Genomic DNA, 16,672 nt, shown 5'->3' on the forward strand with positions numbered 1-16,672 from the left:
CTGCTGCTGACGGGAACGGGTTTAAAACTGGAGGAAGTATGGCCCGGCGGGGCCTATGACCCCCAGGCGGGCGTGTACCACCCGGAAGTTCCGCTGGGACAAAGCATGACGTACGTCGCCGTCCTCCGACCCGCCTGGCTACCAGTGCCGGGGGTCGCTCTCCCGCTCCTCGGCGAGCAGCCACAGCGAGCGGCCCTGTGCGGCGGCCTCGCGCTGAGCGTCAAGGAGGACGCGCTCCAGTTCGGCTCCCAGTTGGCGGTGGCGCTTGCGGAAGTGTTCGTAGTCGCACAGCACGAGCGCGAAGCGGGCCGGGCGGGCATTGGGATCGGTCAGAACGTCATACAGGGCGTCCCAGTTGCGTCCAAAGCTCTCGGTCAGGGCCAGGCCGCGCAGGAAGGCGAGCATCAGGCTCTCCTTGTCGCGGACCCGCGAGAGATCGACCTCGCGCACCGAGACCAGATACCCGGCGGCCACGATGCGGGGGTCGTGCGGCGCCGTCTGGATGCCCTGGGGGGCTTCCCTAAAAACGTTCATCACGGGTGGATTCTCCGGAAAGAGGTGTAGTGGTCGGCGCTATAATAGCACTCGGCATCGGGTGGAGTGACGGCCGTGCAGACGATGCGCCGCGTTCCTCTATCCCCCTCGCCCGGCGTTTGCACGGTGTACTCGCGGTAGCCGCCACTTGACCGCCGGGGCAGGATGCCCTCCCGGTTGCCGAAGACGCTGCCGTCCTTGCGGTAGGGAAAGGGGCCGCCCGCGCGGATCAGGCGCAGGGTGCGCCGGCCCTCGGGCGGGAGGTCGGCGGCGGCGATGAAGGGCAGGCCACTCTGGGGATCACGGGTGGCGCGGGCGGTCGTGGAGGTCCGGGTCTGCGCCTGCCCCGCCTGGTTGTCCGAACTGGGAGTGTCACAGGCGGTCAGCACGCCCAGCAGCAGGGCCGGACACAGGACGCTGGACAGGAAGCGGCGCAACCTCACGTTCAGGAGTGTACGGCGCTCCTTCCGACTCCTCCTTAACCTTCCCCGGCGGCCTTTTCATTCAGCCAGGCGAGGAGGTCGGCCAGCAAGAAGGTCAGCCCCTTGTACGTCACCTGCTCGGGGGTCATGGTTTGCAGGGCGGCGGCTAGGGCATGAGCGTGGTCCGGGTCCGCCACAGCCTCTCGCAGCGGGTAGATGTAGGGCCGGATGGTGAAAAGTGCCCCCTGAGACTCTGGAAAACCCGTCAGCGTCTGCCGTTCGACACGCAGGAAGGCCTCATCCGGGTCGAATGGGGTGGAAGTGGCGCGGTCCTCATCGGGCGGCGCGGCGGGGTGGTGGTCGAGGCGGTCACTCATCGCCACACCCCAGGCGAAACGGACGAACGGGCCGCGGGTAATGACCGCGTCCACCAGTTTCGGAGCCGTCCTGTTCATCGGGCCGCTTCCCGCCACCGGCAGATGCACCGCCACGAAGTCCCGGCCCAGCTTGTCGCGCGGGTCCCAGTGCTGGGGCGAGAGCACATGGACGGCGGCGAGCCAGTCGCGCCCGCTCCGGGGATCACGGGCGACCAGCGCGAGGTCCTCGGGTGCGTTCAGTCCCAGGAAATCGAGCGTGTTCACGGGCGTCACGTCCGCGACAAGAGGGGCAAGGGGCGCGGGAAAGCGTTCCAATCCCTCCACGCCTCCCCAGAAGGGATCAAGCTGGGCAGCCCAGCCCAGCAGCGCATTGCGGAAGGTTCGCCCGTCCCAGGTCATCACCCCGCCGCTCTCGGCGGCGAGGGTGCGGGCGATGAAGGTCAGCGCGACCCGGCGGAGTTCGGGGGCCAGGCCCGCCTCCCCCACGTACTCGTACAGGGCTCGGCGGTGCGCGGCCACCTTGGTCGCCACGAAGCGCCCGTACTCGCGGTCCAGGGCGAAGGTGTGGGTCTCCACCGGCTCGCCCTCCGCCCAGGGCACCCGTTGTGCCCCCAGACGGAAGAGGCCCGCCGACACGCTGTAGACGCCGTTCAGGAAGGGGCGGTACAGGGTCGGCGGGCTGTCGAACACGGCCCTATTCTGGCAAAAGGGGGGCGTGGCCTACAGTCCCCCGTTCGCCAGCCGCCCAGTCGCCACGAGGACGAGGATCAGCACGCCGACGACCACGCGGTAGACAGCAAACCCCTTGAAGTTGTTGGTGGACACGAACCTCAGCAGCCACCCGATGGCGAGGTAGGCAACCACGAAGCTGACGACGGCCCCCAGCACCACGTTCAAGAGGCCGATCTGCCCCAGCAGGTCCCGGCTCTTGATGAAGTCGAGGAGCGCCGCGCCGCCCAGCGTGGGCACCCCCAGGTAGAAGGAGAACTTCGTGGCGGTCGGGCGGTCCAGGCCCACGGCCATGCCGCCCAGAATGGAGCTGGCGCTGCGCGAGAAGCCGGGCCACAGGATCGCCAGGCACTGCAAGGCGCCGATCAGGAAGGAGCGGCCCACCCCGATCCCCTTGAGGTCGTGAACGGTGGGCGTGCTTTTGCGGCTCTCGATCAGCCACATCAGCACGCCGCCCACGATGAGCGCCCAGGCGACCACGCTGGGCCGGAAGAGGTTCGCCTTGATGGTGTCGCCGAAGAGCAGCCCGAGAATGACCGCCGGGATGCAGGCCACAATCACGCCCAGCCACAGCCGTTGGGTCGGCTGGTCCCGGCCGATGTCGCGCCCCTGCTGCACGAAATCACGCCAGTAGTGCGCCAGCACCGCCAGGATCGCGCCGCCCTGGATGACGACCTCGAAGGTGTCCTTGATCTCCTTGCTCCACGGCACGCCCATCAGGTTCCCGGCCACGATCAGGTGCCCGGTGGAGCTGATGGGCAGGAATTCAGTGATGCCCTCGACGATCCCGTAGATGATGGCGTAAAACCAGTCCATGTCCGGGGGAGGCTAGCACCTCGGGAACATGGTGTACCTCATGACAAAGGTGGAGGCGGGCCTGAAGTGGAGACTGTGGCCATGATGTTCGGCGAATACCTGCGCCGCTGGAACCTGACCCCCGACGGTGACCCCATCCACACCCACAGCAGCGACCTGTTGCCGGTAAAGTTCGCGGGAGAGCCCGCCATGCTGAAGCTGCCGCGCGGCGCCGAGGAACGCTTCGGCGGCCTGCTGATGCTGTGGTGGAACGGTGACGGGGCTGCCCGAGTGCTCGATCACGACGAGGCGACGGGCGCGCTGGTGCTGGAACGTGTGACCGGGCCGCGTTCACTCGTGCGGATGGTTCACGAGGGCCAGGACGACGGGGCCTCCCGCATCCTCTGCGCGGTGGCGGCCCGGCTCCACGCCCCGCGCCCGGCGCCGCTTCCCGAACTCGTGCCGCTGGAGACGTGGTTTCGCGCCCTCGAACCCGCCTCGCGGCAGTACGGGGGCATCTTGGTGGACTCCGCCTCCGCGGCCCGGCACCTGCTCGCAGCCCCGCAGGACCTGAGTGTGCTGCACGGCGACCTGCACCACGAGAACGTGCTGGACGGCGGCCCTGAGGCACAGGGGGGGCGCGGCTGGCTGGCGATTGACCCCAAGCGGCTGCTCGGGGAACGCGGCTTCGACCACGCCAACATCTTCTGCAATCCCGATCTGAAGGTGGCTGCCGCACCCGGACGCCTCGCGCGTCAGGCTCACGTCGTGGCCGAGGCGGCAGGGTTAGACCGCGGTCGCCTGCTCCAGTGGGTCCTCGCTTACGCGGGCCTCTCGGTGTCGTGGTGGTTGGAGGACGGGAGGCACGACGAGGCCGAGCCTGTGCTGGAAGTCGCCCGAATTGCGGCGGCGGAACTGCGGCGGGCGTAGGGGAGAACTCCCCTACTTCCCGATGTCCAGTTCCAGGGCTTTCATCGCGGCGAGCATCTCCTCCGGCGTTACCCCGAGATGGGCATTCACGCATTGGAGGAAGGCCACGTCGAATTCCCGGGCATCGCACTCGGGGTAATAAGACTGGAGCAGGTTATTCCCGGGCGTCGCCGTCCGGTCCTCGGGCGGGAACATGGTGTAGACATACCGGGTGAAATGGGCCCACCACTGGGTGCTGGGAATCGTGCTTCCCGGCATGAGCGGCCTGCCCTGTTCGGCGAACATATCGATCTTCCCGCTGGCCGGGTCCCGGCTATTCAATAAAAAAGCGACCCTAGCGTTGAAGAAACGAGCGTCCTGTGTATCGAGAGCGGCCAACTCCGGGTGCCTTGCCAGCAACTTAACCTCACACGCCACGCCGGAAAGGTAGAGAGCCGCCTCCTCCATCAGCGCCACCGCCGCATCCTGATGGAGAACCTCGTGGAACAGGTTGCAGGCGCTCAGCGCGAAATGCTCGAAGCGCCGGGCATCGTTGAAATCGATATACATCTGCCCCCGGGTCGTCAACCGAACCCTCGCGGCGGCGGCGTCCTCCGAGCCGGAGAACTTCAGAAAGGCGACCGCCTGCACCTTGTCCTGGCCGGACTCGGTCCTGGCGTCCACAATGAAATCGGCCACCTTCGGGTCGCGGGCCGTGGCGGTGTAGGCGACCAGGCTGGCCCGCAACGTCGGGTCGGCGATCTTCTGCCGGAGCTTCGGGTCGCCGAACAACGCCAGCATGGCCTGCTTGCCCTGGGGATCATTCAAGTACTCCACGTCCAGATACCCGGTGAGCTGGGCAAGCATGCTCGCCTCGTCCAGCGCCGGACCAGGGGCGGGAGCAGTGACGGTCGCCGCCGGATAGAGATTCCGCGGGAACCTGTTGATGTTTCCGGGTGACCTTGGACCCGACTTCAGAGGGTCTTCGGCAGCCGGTGGCGGGCAGGTGTCGCTGACCGTGCAGGGTGGGGGCGGCTGGGGTGCGGGGCAACCTGATTCTTCACAGGGCGTGGCGGGCGCCGGGTCCGGTGATGATCCGCACGCGCTCAGCCCGGCCAGGGCAACCACCCCCAGCAGCCAGCGGCGGCCAGCCCGCGCCACCGTTTCTGTGAAGTTTTTCATACTCCAAGGTACTTCTCACCGAGGTCTCAATGATGAGTCAGGAACCGCCCGTCCTTCTTCACCTGCCCGAGCGGTCTGGTTTCCGCCTTCCTCCGACCTGCTATACTCCCCGTTTGGGTGCCCCCGTGACCCTGCCTGCGCGTGCTGGAACGTCGCGTGCGGGCCTGGCCGCAGAAGCGTCTCACCGGGCGTGCGGCTGGCGCGAGGACGGCAAACTTTTTCCCGACCAACGTTCAGGAGTCAACGTGTCGTACATCTCCATGAAGCAGCTCCTCGAAGCGGGCGTCCACTTCGGGCACGAGACCAAGCGCTGGAACCCCAAGTTCAAGCGCTTCATCTTCGCCGAGCGCAACGGCATCTTCATCATCGACCTGCAAAAGACCCTCAAGCAGATCGACCGCAGCTTCGACTACATCAAGGACCTCTCCGAGCGCGGGGGCGTGATCCTCTTTGTGGGCACCAAGAAGCAGGCCCAGGAGATCGTGGAGCTGGAAGCCCGCCGCACCGGCATGCCCTTTGTCACGAGCCGCTGGCTGGGCGGGATGCTCACCAACTTCCGCACCATGCGGACCCGCATCGACCGCCTGAACGAACTCGACGACATGTTCGAGTCGGGCCGCATCAATGACCGCCCCAAGGCCGAGCGCATCGCCCTGAGCGCTGAGCGCGAGCGGCTGCTGCGCTTCGTCGGCGGCATCCGCAAGATGACCCGCCTGCCCGACGCGATCTTCGTGGTGGACCCCACCAAGGAAGTCATCGCCGTGCAGGAGGCGAACAAGTTGGGCATCCCCGTGATTGCGCTCGCCGACACCGACTCCGACCCCGACGTGATCGACTACATCGTGCCCGGCAACGACGACGCGATTCGCTCGATCCAGCTCATCACGCACCGCATCGGTGACCTGGTGGTCGAGGCGCGCGGCGGCGGCGAGGACGTGAGCGGTGAGCGCGTCGGGGCCGACAACGCTGACATTGACGCGGCGGAGCAGGGCGAGGAAGGCGACACCACCCAGCTCACGAGCAGCCAGGGCCGCTCCTAAACCCCGATCACCTTCTCCCCGGGGGCGTTCGGAGCGAGGCTCGGTCCGCCCCCTCTTCGAGCCGAAAATCCACTCCAGGAGGTATGCAACCATGATGGAATCGATCAAGAAGCTGCGCGAGCTGACCGGCGCGGGCATGATGGACGTGAAAAAGGCCCTCTCCGACGCGGGCAACGACGAGGACAAGGCCATCGCCCTGCTGCGGGAGCGCGGTATCGTGAAGGCCGCCAAGAAGGCCGACCGCGAGGCGAAGGAGGGCCTGGTGCGCTTCGTCGTGAACGGCAACAAGGCCGCCATCGTCGAGGTGAACTCCGAGACCGACTTCGTCGCGCGCAACAGTGACTTCCAGGCGCTCGTCGAGCAACTGGCCCAGGCCGCGCTCCAGGCGGGGACGAACGACGTGGAGGAGTTTCGCAACTTCACGCTGAACGGCGACACCGTGGGCAACACTGTCGCGGCGGCGGCGGGCAAGATCGGCGAGAACCTGGTGCTCAACCGTGTCGCCTACATCGAGGCGGGCGAGGGTGAGAACGTGGCCGGGTACGTCCACTCCAATGGCAAGATCGGCGTGTTGGTGGACCTGGCGGGCGGCAGCGAGGCGCAGGCGAAGGACGTGGCACTGCACGTGGCCGCCGAGCGTCCCCAGTACCTGACGCGTGAGGAAGTGAACGCCGAGGATATCGAGAAGGAGCGCGAGATCCTCACCAACAAGGCGCTCAACGAGGGCAAGCCCCAGCAGATCGTGGAGAAGATCGTCTCCGGCCAGATCGGCAAGTTCTACGAGGACAAGGTTCTCCCCGAGCAGCGGTTCGTGAAGGACAACAGCGTGACTGTGGGGCAGTACCTGGGGAACGCGACGATCAAGCGCTTCGTGCGTTTCGAGATCGGCGCGTAAATACGGAACGGGGCGGCGCTGTGTCTCCAGGGGCACCGGGCCGCCCTTTTCACAGGCCGCTTTCCTCCTCCGCGCCCAGCGGCCCTCCCCGGGTTCGCTGGGCGTTTTGCCGCTCTCCCCCACCCTGCGAGGTCAACGTTCATGTTCAAACGCGTCTTGCTCAAACTTTCCGGCGAATTTCTCGCAGGCCAAACTCCGGATGACGGGTCCGGCTTCGGCATCAGCCCCGGGACGACGGCGGGGCTCGCCCGGCTGATCACGGGTGCCCTGGAGGGCACCGGGGTGGAACTGGCCGTAGTGATCGGCGGCGGCAACCTGTGGCGCGGCGCCCGCAACGGGAACGGGATGGACCCCGCCACCGCCGACTACATCGGAATGCTGGGCACGGTCATGAACGCGATGGCCCTTCAGGACGCGATGGAGACGGCGGGGCAGCCCACCCGGGTGATGACCGCTATCCAGATGGCGCAGGTCGCCGAGCCCTACATCCGCCGCCGGGCGATGCGTCACCTGGAAAAGGGCCGCGTGGTGATCTTTGGCGGCGGCAACGGGGCGCCCTTCTTCACGACGGACACGACGGCCACCCTGCGGGCGCTGGAGATCGGCGCGGACGTGGTCCTGATGGCGAAGAACAAGGTGGACGGCGTGTACGACTCCGACCCACGCAAGAACCCAGACGCGCAAAAACTTGACCATCTCAGCCACCGGGAGGTCGTGGAGCGCCGCTTGGAGGTCATGGACGCCACCGCCCTGACCCTGTGCATGGACAAGGGGCTGCCCATCGTGGTGTTCGACCTGTTCGAGGAGGGGAACCTGCGCCGTCTCCTCGCGGGCGAGCGGGTGGGCACGCTGATCGAGAGTTAGGACGTGGGGGGAGACTATTTCCCCCGTTCCCACGATCCCCGCTACAATTCAACCGTTCCAAGTTCCCTGCCCCAAAGGAGACCCCCATGGCGGACATGAAAGCCATCAACGCGGACGCGCGCGAGCGCATGGGCAAGGCCATCGAGGCGCTGGAGAACAACCTCAGCGTGTTGCGGACGGGCCGCGCCAACCCCGGCATCCTCAAAAAGGTCATGGTGGACTACTACGGCTCCACCATGCCTATCGACCAGGTGGCAAGCATCACCACGCCCGACGCGCGCACCCTGGTCATCACGCCCTGGGACCGGGGGGCGCTGAACCCCATCGAGCGCGCGATCCGCGACAGTGACTTGGGCCTGAACCCCAACAACAAGGGCGACACCATCTTCATCAGCCTGCCCATGCTGACCGAGGAGCGGCGCCGGGACCTGGTGAAGAACGCGAAGAACTACGCCGAGGACGCCCGGGTGGCGGTCCGCAACATCCGCAAGCAGGCGCTCGACGAGGTCAAGAAGCTTGAGGGCATCAGCAGCGACGACATCAAGCGCGGCGAGGTCGAGGTGCAGAAACTCACCGACGAGTTCATCGGCCGGGTGGACACGACCTTCCACAAGAAGGAGCAGGAAATCCTCGGGTGATACTGGCCTGCCCTGATTCCAGAACATCCGGACAAGACACCGGATGTTCTTTCATCGCCGCAGGCCGGTATTCTTTGCCACTCGCTCTGCTCGGGTTCGCCTTCGACTCACCGCAAGTCCGTCTGATACGGTTTCGGTCCCATCCGTTATCGAATCGGGAAAGCGCCGACAGGGGAACTCCTTTCCCGGCAACCGTTTTGTTCCTGCTCGCGCTGCTCGGGTTGAACAGGTACAAACACTGTTCAACCGGAATCCGTATGAGGCGTCCCCTCGCCAGCTCCCGGCGACGCGTTGTTGGAACCCACGATGAGTGGCTCGTGGACGGTGGAGACGCCCGGCCTTTCCCGTGGAGGTCCCCGTGGAGTCCCTGAGCTCCCGCGTCCTGACCTCGGTCGTGGGGTTCACCATCATCAGCGTGATCGTGTGGATCGGCTGGGTGACGCTGCTGCCCACGCTGGTGGTGCTCTCGGTGATGGGCCTCTTCGAATACATCCGTATGCTCGACCGCAACGACATCGACGTGCGGCGAATCAGCCTGGCGGTGTTCGGCACGGCGATCATCGTGGCGAGCCTGCCCATGTGGCCGCAGACCCCCTGGCCCGGCGGCTCCTGGCGCGAGGCGGTCCTGACCGTCGCCGTCGGCTACATGCTGGTGATGGAGGTTATGCGGCCCGGCGAGCGCCCGCTGGAGCGCATCGTGTACTCGCTGTTCGGGCTGCTGTATATCCCGTGGCTGCTGGGCTACTTCCTGATGCTGCGTTACACCCCCAATGCCGGGGACGGCCTGCTGTACTTCGCGCTGCCGCTCCTCGCCACCTTCGCTGCCGACATCGGCGGGTATTTCGGCGGGTACTTCTTCGGGCGGCGCAAACTCGCGCCGGAGATCAGCCCGGCTAAGACAGTCGAGGGGGCCATCGGGGGCTTTGCCTTCAGCTTCCTGATCGTGCTGCTGCTCTCGCAGTTCACCCACATCTGGTCCCCGCTCGAAGCCCTGCTGTACTCCATCCTGGTCGCCAGCGCCTCGCAACTGGGCGACCTGGCCGAGAGCCTGCTCAAACGGGCGCTGAGGACGAAGGACAGCGGCACCAGCCTGCCGGGACACGGGGGTTTTCTGGACCGGCTGGACAGCCTGCTGTTCGCGGTCCCGGCGACGTATCTGTTCCTGAATATCAGCGTGTTCACGCGGTAGGGCCGTGAACTGTAGGGGAATGGCCTCTTTTCCCACAACCTCCGACCTACGTCCCACATCTCCTGCCCGTCTTGCGCCATCCTGTCTTCTAATGAAGCTCACGGTTCTGGGCAGTACGGGCAGTATCGGCACGCAGACGCTGGATGTGGCGCGGGGGCGGGGGTGGCTGATCGGGGCTCTGGCGGCGGGGCGCAACCTCGACCTGCTGGAAGCCCAGGTGCGCGAGTTCCGCCCGGGGGTGGTGAGCGTGGCGGGGGAGGTGCTGGGTGAGGCCCGCTCCCGCTTCCCGGGGACGCGCGTGATCGCGGACCCGGCCGAACTCGCCGCGCTCCCTGCTGACGTCGTGGTGAACGCGATGAGCGGCCTGCCCGGGCTCCCGCCGACGCGGGCGGCGTTGGAGGCCGGGCGGGCGGTGGCGCTGGCGACGAAGGAGGCGATGGTCACGGCGGCGGACCTGATCTGGGAGGCGGCGGCGCGGGGTGGTGGCCGGGTGATTCCGGTGGACTCGGAACACACCGGCGTGTACCAGTGCCTGACCGGCGAGCACCTGGGGGACGTGGCCGAACTGATCCTCACGGCGAGCGGCGGCCCCTTCCGGGAGGGCCCGGCGGACCTGAGCGGGGTCACGCCCGAGCAGGCCCTGCGGCATCCTTCCTGGAGCATGGGACCGAAAATCACCATCGACTCCGCCACCCTGATGAACAAGGGGCTGGAGGTGATGGAGGCTGCCTCCCTGTACGGCCTGCCCCTCTCGCAGGTCAGCGTGGTGATTCACCCGCAGAGCGTGGTCCACGCTGCGGTGCGCTTCCGGGACGGCAGCCTCAAGGGGCAGTTCGGGCCGACCGACATGCGCCTTGCCATCGCCTACGCCATCGACGCGGCGCCGAGCGGGATGCGCCGCCCCGGCGACGTACTCGGCGCGCGGCGTGGGCCTGAGGTCGCCGGACACCTGAGCTGGCCGCTGCGGGGCAACTGGGAGTTCCGCGAGCCCGACGCCGCCCGTTTCCCCTGCCTGGGCCTGGCCTACCGGGCAGGCGAGGCGGGCGGCCTTCTCCCCGCTGCCTTGAATGCGGCGGACGAGGTGGCCGTGCCCGCCTTCCTGGCCGGGCAGATCGGTTTCATGGATATTCCCCGGCTGATCGAGCGGGTGCTGGACGAGACGCCACGGGGTGCGCTGTCCTGGGACGCCCTCGCCCAGATGGAGGCCTGGGCCACTGCGCGGGCGCGCGAACTCGTGGGTGCCGGGGTGCGGGCGTGAACCTCCTCCAGAGCATCGCGGCGGCCCTCACCCCCGCGGGCTTGCTGTGGACGCTGCTCATCATCGGGGTGGCGACCTTCCTGCACGAACTCGCGCACTTCGCGCTGGCCCGCTGGCAGGGGGTGGCGGTCAAGTCCTTCAGCGTGGGGATGGGACCGGTGCTGCTCAAGCGGCCCTGGCGCGGCACCGAGTGGCGCCTGAGCCTGCTGCCCATCGGCGGCTACGTGGAGATTGACGGCATGGCGCCGGAGGAGGGGCCGGGCGGCACGTACCGCCAGCCCACACGCGGCTTCGCGGCCCTACCCGCGTGGGGCAAGATCGCGGTGCTGCTTGCTGGACCGCTGATGAACCTGGTGCTGGCGATTGGGCTGATGACAGTCACCTTCAGCTCGCAGGGTATCCCGGCACTCGACCGCGTCCGCATCGAGACGGTGAGGAACAACTCGCGGGCTCAGGCGCTCGGCCTCCAGCCCGGGGACGTCATCACGGCGCTGAACGGGCGGGACATTCCCGACACCGTCACGGCCAGCGGGGCTGCCCGTCCCGGCTGGGAGAGCCTGCGCGACGTCCTCGCCACCGCGGGCCGCAAGACGCTGACCGTCGAGCGGAACGGGGCGGCGCGGGACATCGCCTTCGACTGGCAGCCGCAGGTGAACGGGACCCGGCAACTCCTGGGAATCAGTTATCGGCCGGACGTCCAGCCCGCCAGCGTGCCCGTCGCCTTCCGAACCTCCCTTCAGACGACTGCCGAGGCGGTGCCGCAGATTCTGCGCGCCTTCGGGGGCCTTTTTACCCGCTTTTTCAGCCTGGACTTCTCACAGGATCAGAACGTGAGCGGCCCCATCGGCACGGCGGAGGTCGTGAGCCGCGCCGCCGCGCTGAGCCCCTGGGCGCTCGTGCAGGTCGCCATATTGCTCAACCTCTCGCTCGCCTTTTTCAACCTGATCCCGATTCCCGGGCTGGACGGCGGGCGCATCCTGCTCGTCCTGGTGGGGGCACTGCGGGGTCGTCCCCTCACGCTCTCGCAGGAGCAGGCGATCAACCTCGCGGGCTTCGCGTTCGTGATGCTGTTGATGGTGTTCGTGGTGGTGCGGGACGTGAGCCGGTTTTTCTAGAGGGGTCAGCGGTCAGAAAGGACGGGGGGGTCCACCCAGGCTAGGATCTCCACTCGGTTCCTCCCCTGGAAGCTGCGCTGATGGACCGATGATGCCCGTGGCGCGCCCCCTCACCCCGGCCCTCTCCCACGAGGGGAGAGGGCCAGAACCACTCAAGAGGACGGGGGCACAAGCAAGTGGTCCTCGGTGAAGATCCAAGCCTGGTGCCCACCAACCTGCCTGGGGGCACCCCTTGAACTCGCCGTTCAGGTCGCGGCGCTGGGTTCCTCCTTGCCGCCGCGGCCCTCGACGAAGTTCTGGATGGATTCCAGCGCCTTGTCGATGCCCTCCTGAATCTGGTTGTCGGAGGGGGCCTGGCCGGGCATGTCCTGATTGGGGGCGCGCTGGGGGTCGGGCTCGAAGCGCAGGCGCACGGTCACCTCGGAGGCGCTGTCGCCGTTGGACCTCACCTCCAGGGTACCGGAGTAGCTGATCTCGCCGTCGCTGCCCCACTCCAGGCGGTGGTTCCGGGGGTCCTGACGGAAGTGGCCGTCCGCGTGGTAGTGGTGGCCCTGGGCCTCACCCTCGACCTCGACCCGCTCGCCATCCTGAGGCTCGGCACGTTTGGTGGTGGGCAGATACTGGGGAAGGTTGCGAACGTCCGAGACGAACGCGAAGACCTGGTCGGGGGTGGCCTGAATCATCTGGGTGCCTTGGTACTCCATACGCGTCTCCAGGGGGAATGCGGGCGAGCGGTGCCGGAACGGTCAGGGTCAGCGTACGTGCGCCGTTCCCCCGGACCGTGAAGGAACGGCAACGGCAGACTTTAGTTGGGCAGGAGAAGGCGGGCTCCGGGTCATGCCGTACCGCCGGGCACGGACGGTCCCAGCCCGAAAGCCTTACCATAGGCCCCGATGCAAGGCCCACAGGCGCGCGTGGCGGTCGTGATCCCCGCCTTCAACGAGGAGGAGACGGTGGGGGGCGTGGTCGCGGCGGCGCGCACCCTCACGCCCGAGGTCGTCGTGGCGAGCGACGGCAGCAGCGACGGCACGGCGTGGGCCGCGCGGGAGGCCGGGGCCACCGTCGTGGAACTCAGCGAGAACGCGGGCAAGGGACCGGCGCTCAAGGCCGCCCTGGAGGCCACGGACGCCGAGTACGTGGTGATGCTCGACGCCGACCTGGTGGGCCTGACGCGCGAGCACCTGGAGCGGCTCCTGAGGCCCGTCGTGGCGGGTGAGCTGGATATGGCCATCGGCGTGTTCGAGGGCGGCAGCTTCGCCAGCGACTGGGGCAACAAGCTCACGCCGCACCTCAGCGGGCAGCGGGCCTGCCGCCGCGACTGGCTGCTCGGGGTGCCGCATCTGGGCGAGGAACGCTGGCCCGAGCCGCCCATCACCCATTACCTCAAGGTGACGGGGGCGCGCTGGGACTACGTGGAGCTGGGCCAGGTGCGCCAGGTCCTCAAGGAGACCAAGCGCGGCTTCTGGCGGGGCGCGCGGGCCCGCACGAAGATGTACGCCGACCTCCTCACGTACCGCAGGCGGCGGAAGCGGGGCGAGCGGGGGAGTTCCTGAAGATGCCGTGGGCAGGGGAAGCTTCTTCCTCCACGCTCCGTAGCCCCTACACTCCTGCTATGTTCAGCCCGCCGAACGCCGAAGTGGGCCGATTGCTGAGCCGCCTGACAAAGGACGTCGGGCAGCACCTCGGGGACAACCTGATCGGCCTGTACCTCCACGGCTCGCTCGTGACCGGGGACTTTGACCCGGGGCGCAGTGACCTCGACCTGCTGGCACTTCTCCAGACGGACCTGCACGAGCGGGAGGTCGAGGGGCTGCGGGAGATGCACGCGCGGCTGGCCGGGGACTTCCCCGCGTGGCAGGACCGCGTCGAGGTCGAGTACGTGTCGGAGGCGGCGCTGCGGGACTTCAGGACGCGGCCGCACCTCATGGCGAGGATCAGCCCGGGGGAAGCGCTGCACCTGACCGAGGCGAACCGGCACTACCTCCTGAACTGGTCCACGGCGCGGCGGGGAGTGGCGCTGCTCGGGCCGCCCCCAGATCAGGTGCTCCCGGAGGTCACGCGCACGGAGTTTGTCGAGGCCGTCCGCCAGCACGCGGGTTCCTGGGGGGAGTGGGTGACGGAGATGCGGCACCCCGGCGGACAGGCCTACACCGTGCTGACTCTCTGCCGCGCCCTGTACTCCACCCGGCACGGCGAACAGGTGTCCAAGAGGCGGGCGGCGGGGGAGGTCCGGCCGCTGCTGCCAGGCTGGGCGCCCCTGATCGACTGGGCTGCGGGCTGGTGGTACGGGGGCGGGCAGCAAACGCCCGACGAGGATCATTTCGATGAGGTCGTGGGCTTCGTGGGGGAGGTGAGGAGCCGGATTCTGGGCGGGCATGACCTGCGCGGACAGCCCTCCGGTCCCTCCGGGGGCGCATGCTAGCCTCGCCCTCATGACTGCGCCCGCTCCCGGCTCCACGTCGCCCCGCCCCCCCTTCGAGCAGGCCGTGGTGGCGGGCGTGGGGCTGATCGGGGGCAGCGTGGCGCTGGGGTTGCGCCAGCGGCTGCTCGCCCGGCGGGTGATCGGGTACGACGCGAGCGTCGAGGTGCTGCGCGAGGCCGAGGCGCTGGGCGTGGTGGACGAGGTGCGGGCCGCGCCCGGCGAGTGGCTGCGGGAGGCGGACCTCGTGGTGCTGGCCGCCCCCATGCGGGCGCTGGCGCCCCTCGCGCGGGAGCTGGCGCCCTTCCTCTCCCCGGCAGCCCTGGTCACCGACGTGGGCAGCGTGAAGGCGGGCATCGCCGCCGAGTTGGAGGCGCTGGGCGTGCGGAATTTCGTGCCGGGCCACCCGATGGCGGGCTCCGAGCGCGGCGGCGTGACCCACGCGCGGGCCGCCCTGCTGGAAAACGCGGTGTGGGTGCTGACTCCCACCGACCACACGCCGCTGACCGCACTGAGCCGGATGCGAACGCTCGTCGAGGCGCTGGGTGCCGCCCCGGTCGTGATGCCGCCCGACGCGCACGACCAGCTTGTGGCGACGGTGAGCCACCTGCCGTACCTCGCCAGCCTGGCCCTGACGCACCTCGTCGCGCGGGACGAGCGCCTCAGCCTGCTCGCCGCCGGGGGCTTCCGCGACCTCACCCGGGTGGCGAGCGGTGACCCCCGCATGAGCCGCGACATGGTGGTGGAAAACCGCGCGGCCCTGCGCGAGGCCCTGGCCCGCTTCCGCCGTCATCTGGAGCGCCTGGAGGCCGACCTCGACCAGCCCGACGAACTGCTCGCCGCCGCGCAGGAGGGCAAGCGGACGCGCGACAGTCTGCCTGTCGTGAGGCGCAGCTTGCTGCCCCCCAAGCACGATCTGGTCGTCGCGGTACCGGACAAACCCAACCAGATCGGCGCGGTCACGCAGGCGCTGGGGGCGGCGGGCGTGAACATCAAGGACATCGAGGTGCTCGCCATCCGTGAGGAGGGGGGGGCGATCCGCCTGGGTCTGGAGAGCCCGGAGGACGTGCGCCGGGCGGGCGAGATCCTGAGCGCGGCGGGCCTCGAGGTGCGGGGGCGGGGGTAGTCCTGGCGGTCCTCCAACAAGCTCACGTCCCGGACAGCTAGAGTTGAACACTGCATGTCCGAAGCGTCCGTGCCCTCCTCCGTCCCCATCCCCGCCGCCTCGCGGCTTACCGCCATCGACACCTTCCGGGGCCTCACGATTCTGGAAGTCGTGGGGCATCACGCGACCGGGATGGGGCTGCGGCACGCGGATGTCGGCTCGACCAGCCACGACCTGCTGCTGATCCTGAACCGCACGCTGCACTTCGCGGTCCCGGCCTTCGTGTTCCTGTCGGCGCTGGTGCTGACACGCAGCCTGCTGAAACGCTTTCAGCCCGGGCGTTACCTCTGGCGGCGGTTGACGCGGGGGGGCTGGCCCTACCTGCTGTGGACCGCCCTGTACGCGGGATGGTACGTGTGGACCGGGCAACGCGACCCGGGAACCCTGACCGACCCGGGGCGCTGGCGCGACTGGCTGCTGTACGGCAAGGCGAGTTACCACCTGTACTTCCTGCTGGTGGCGCTGGAGGTCTACGTCGTGCTGCCGTTCCTGCTGCCGCTGGCACGGCGCAGACCATCCATCACCGCTGCGCTCGTCGGCGGGCTGGCGGTGCAGCTCGGGCTGTACCTGCTCAACCGCCAGGTGCTGCACCTCCCCTTTCCGGCGAGCACCGTGCTGTGGTACGCCCTGCCCGTCAGCCTGGGGCTCGCGGTGGGGGCGCGGCTGGACGAGTTCCAGACGTGGTGGCGACGGCGGCGCCGGTTGCTGCTGCCGCTGCTGGCGGTGACCTATGCCGTTTACCTGCCCGTCGCGGTCGCCTACGTGCGGGGAACGCCCGTGGTCCCCGTGGTCTACAACGGCCTGAGCTGGAGCTACACGGCCCTGGTCGCGCTCGCGCTCTTGGGGGTGGCGTACTGGCTGGAGCGCGGGGCGCAAGGCCGGACCTTCAAACGGGTCATCGCCACGCTGGGCACGGTCAGCCTCCCCATCTACCTGCTGCACCCGGCGCTGCTCCAGGCGCTGGAACGTTACCGGGCGCCAGAAGGAGAGCCCCTTGAGCTGGCCTTCAATGTGCTGCTGTACGCGCTGATCGCGCTCGTGGTGCCCGCGCTGATCGGGCGCAGGCTGCTGGGCAAGAAGCTGGGGCTGCTGCTGTTCGGGCGCTGATCCCGCCGAGTCAGGTCACCGTCACTGCCCAGAC

18 protein-coding genes are annotated in these 16,672 nt (G+C 68.3%); 12 read left to right on the plus strand and 6 right to left on the minus strand.

Annotation, left to right across the window (positions count from 1 at the left end):
• Nucleotides 1-138: 138 nt before the first annotated feature.
• From F784_RS0100975 to F784_RS0100990, 4 genes are read right to left on the minus strand one after another with little or no spacing between them, the layout of a single operon-like run.
• Nucleotides 139-534, minus strand: coding sequence for a barstar family protein (locus F784_RS0100975; protein ID WP_019584814.1), 396 nt, complete (start codon nt 532-534; stop codon nt 139-141).
• On the minus strand, nt 534-977 hold the full coding sequence (locus F784_RS0100980) for a guanyl-specific ribonuclease (RefSeq protein WP_245557731.1): 444 nt from the start codon (nt 975-977) through the stop codon (nt 534-536). The genes F784_RS0100975 and F784_RS0100980 overlap by 1 nt, the downstream gene beginning before the upstream one ends.
• Nucleotides 978-1,012: 35 nt before the next feature.
• On the minus strand, nt 1,013-2,023 hold the full coding sequence (locus F784_RS0100985; RefSeq protein WP_019584816.1) for a heme-dependent oxidative N-demethylase subunit alpha family protein: 1,011 nt from the start codon (nt 2,021-2,023) through the stop codon (nt 1,013-1,015).
• A gap of 30 nt (nt 2,024-2,053) precedes the next feature.
• Complete coding sequence (locus F784_RS0100990) at nt 2,054-2,878, minus strand: undecaprenyl-diphosphate phosphatase (RefSeq protein WP_019584817.1); 825 nt, start codon at nt 2,876-2,878, stop codon at nt 2,054-2,056.
• Between the two features lie 81 nt (nt 2,879-2,959).
• On the opposite strand from F784_RS0100990, the gene F784_RS0100995 reads away from it, so the two are divergent.
• Nucleotides 2,960-3,787, plus strand: coding sequence for an aminoglycoside phosphotransferase family protein (locus F784_RS0100995; protein ID WP_019584818.1), 828 nt, complete (start codon nt 2,960-2,962; stop codon nt 3,785-3,787).
• 12 nt (nt 3,788-3,799) lie between these two features.
• Here F784_RS0100995 and F784_RS0101000 read toward each other — a convergent pair whose 3' ends face one another.
• Nucleotides 3,800-4,633 (minus strand): hypothetical protein, encoded by an 834-nt coding sequence (locus tag F784_RS0101000; RefSeq protein WP_019584819.1) that lies wholly within the window; start codon nt 4,631-4,633, stop codon nt 3,800-3,802.
• Between the two features lie 560 nt (nt 4,634-5,193).
• Between F784_RS0101000 and rpsB the strand changes: the two genes are divergently transcribed.
• The 7 genes from rpsB (at nt 5,194) to F784_RS0101035 (ending at nt 11,947) form a co-directional block, all read left to right on the plus strand.
• Nucleotides 5,194-5,988 (plus strand): 30S ribosomal protein S2, encoded by a 795-nt coding sequence (gene rpsB / locus F784_RS0101005; protein WP_019584820.1) that lies wholly within the window; start codon nt 5,194-5,196, stop codon nt 5,986-5,988.
• A 91-nt stretch (nt 5,989-6,079) separates the two neighbouring features.
• Nucleotides 6,080-6,883 carry a translation elongation factor Ts gene (tsf, locus tag F784_RS0101010; RefSeq protein WP_019584821.1) on the plus strand — a complete coding sequence of 268 codons (804 nt, stop codon included), beginning with the start codon at nt 6,080-6,082 and terminating at the stop codon, nt 6,881-6,883.
• 141 nt (nt 6,884-7,024) lie between these two features.
• Nucleotides 7,025-7,747: a UMP kinase gene (gene pyrH / locus F784_RS0101015; protein WP_019584822.1), complete on the plus strand. Its 723-nt coding sequence runs from the start codon at nt 7,025-7,027 to the stop codon at nt 7,745-7,747.
• An 86-nt stretch (nt 7,748-7,833) separates the two neighbouring features.
• The gene (gene frr, locus F784_RS0101020) at nt 7,834-8,385 is read left to right on the plus strand and encodes a ribosome recycling factor (RefSeq protein WP_019584823.1); all 552 of its coding nucleotides are present in this window, start codon (nt 7,834-7,836) and stop codon (nt 8,383-8,385) included.
• 358 nt (nt 8,386-8,743) lie between these two features.
• Complete coding sequence (locus tag F784_RS0101025) at nt 8,744-9,574, plus strand: phosphatidate cytidylyltransferase (RefSeq protein ID WP_026332169.1); 831 nt, start codon at nt 8,744-8,746, stop codon at nt 9,572-9,574.
• A 91-nt stretch (nt 9,575-9,665) separates the two neighbouring features.
• Nucleotides 9,666-10,832, plus strand: coding sequence for a 1-deoxy-D-xylulose-5-phosphate reductoisomerase (dxr, locus tag F784_RS0101030; RefSeq protein ID WP_019584825.1), 1,167 nt, complete (start codon nt 9,666-9,668; stop codon nt 10,830-10,832).
• The gene (locus F784_RS0101035) at nt 10,829-11,947 is read left to right on the plus strand and encodes a M50 family metallopeptidase (protein ID WP_019584826.1); all 1,119 of its coding nucleotides are present in this window, start codon (nt 10,829-10,831) and stop codon (nt 11,945-11,947) included. The genes dxr and F784_RS0101035 overlap by 4 nt, the downstream gene beginning before the upstream one ends.
• 245 nt (nt 11,948-12,192) lie before the next feature.
• Here F784_RS0101035 and F784_RS24345 read toward each other — a convergent pair whose 3' ends face one another.
• Complete coding sequence (locus F784_RS24345) at nt 12,193-12,651, minus strand: SRPBCC family protein (RefSeq protein ID WP_019584827.1); 459 nt, start codon at nt 12,649-12,651, stop codon at nt 12,193-12,195.
• Nucleotides 12,652-12,840: 189 nt separating this feature from the next.
• Between F784_RS24345 and F784_RS0101045 the strand changes: the two genes are divergently transcribed.
• From F784_RS0101045 to F784_RS0101060, 4 genes are read left to right on the plus strand one after another with little or no spacing between them, the layout of a single operon-like run.
• Entirely contained in the window at nt 12,841-13,500 is a 660-nt protein-coding gene (locus F784_RS0101045) for a glycosyltransferase family 2 protein (RefSeq protein ID WP_019584828.1), read from the plus strand.
• Between the two features lie 59 nt (nt 13,501-13,559).
• The gene (locus tag F784_RS22115; RefSeq protein WP_040382225.1) at nt 13,560-14,369 is read left to right on the plus strand and encodes an aminoglycoside adenylyltransferase domain-containing protein; all 810 of its coding nucleotides are present in this window, start codon (nt 13,560-13,562) and stop codon (nt 14,367-14,369) included.
• A gap of 10 nt (nt 14,370-14,379) precedes the next feature.
• Nucleotides 14,380-15,492 carry a prephenate dehydrogenase gene (locus F784_RS0101055; protein WP_019584830.1) on the plus strand — a complete coding sequence of 371 codons (1,113 nt, stop codon included), beginning with the start codon at nt 14,380-14,382 and terminating at the stop codon, nt 15,490-15,492.
• Nucleotides 15,493-15,546: 54 nt separating this feature from the next.
• A complete protein-coding gene (locus tag F784_RS0101060; RefSeq protein WP_019584831.1) occupies nt 15,547-16,638 on the plus strand; it encodes an acyltransferase in 1,092 nt (363 codons plus the stop codon).
• Nucleotides 16,639-16,672: the final 34 nt, after the last annotated feature.

This window comes from Deinococcus apachensis DSM 19763 (assembly GCF_000381345.1).
GTDB classification, from domain to species: Bacteria; Deinococcota; Deinococci; order Deinococcales; family Deinococcaceae; genus Deinococcus; species Deinococcus apachensis.

What these genes read in the sequence shown, in the direction of transcription:
- F784_RS0100975 (WP_019584814.1), bottom strand. Translation starts at nt 534, where the DNA reads ATGAACGTTTTTAGGGAAGCCCCCCAGGGCATCCAGACGGCGCCGCAC.
- F784_RS0100990 (WP_019584817.1), bottom strand. Translation starts at nt 2,878, where the DNA reads ATGGACTGGTTTTACGCCATCATCTACGGGATCGTCGAGGGCATCACT.
- F784_RS0100995 (WP_019584818.1), top strand. Translation starts at nt 2,960, where the DNA reads ATGATGTTCGGCGAATACCTGCGCCGCTGGAACCTGACCCCCGACGGT.
- F784_RS0101000 (WP_019584819.1), bottom strand. Translation starts at nt 4,633, where the DNA reads ATGCTTGCCCAGCTCACCGGGTATCTGGACGTGGAGTACTTGAATGAT.
- tsf (WP_019584821.1), top strand. Translation starts at nt 6,080, where the DNA reads ATGATGGAATCGATCAAGAAGCTGCGCGAGCTGACCGGCGCGGGCATG.
- pyrH (WP_019584822.1), top strand. Translation starts at nt 7,025, where the DNA reads ATGTTCAAACGCGTCTTGCTCAAACTTTCCGGCGAATTTCTCGCAGGC.
- frr (WP_019584823.1), top strand. Translation starts at nt 7,834, where the DNA reads ATGGCGGACATGAAAGCCATCAACGCGGACGCGCGCGAGCGCATGGGC.
- dxr (WP_019584825.1), top strand. Translation starts at nt 9,666, where the DNA reads ATGAAGCTCACGGTTCTGGGCAGTACGGGCAGTATCGGCACGCAGACG.
- F784_RS24345 (WP_019584827.1), bottom strand. Translation starts at nt 12,651, where the DNA reads ATGGAGTACCAAGGCACCCAGATGATTCAGGCCACCCCCGACCAGGTC.
- F784_RS0101045 (WP_019584828.1), top strand. Translation starts at nt 12,841, where the DNA reads ATGCAAGGCCCACAGGCGCGCGTGGCGGTCGTGATCCCCGCCTTCAAC.
- F784_RS22115 (WP_040382225.1), top strand. Translation starts at nt 13,560, where the DNA reads ATGTTCAGCCCGCCGAACGCCGAAGTGGGCCGATTGCTGAGCCGCCTG.
- F784_RS0101055 (WP_019584830.1), top strand. Translation starts at nt 14,380, where the DNA reads ATGACTGCGCCCGCTCCCGGCTCCACGTCGCCCCGCCCCCCCTTCGAG.
- F784_RS0101060 (WP_019584831.1), top strand. Translation starts at nt 15,547, where the DNA reads ATGTCCGAAGCGTCCGTGCCCTCCTCCGTCCCCATCCCCGCCGCCTCG.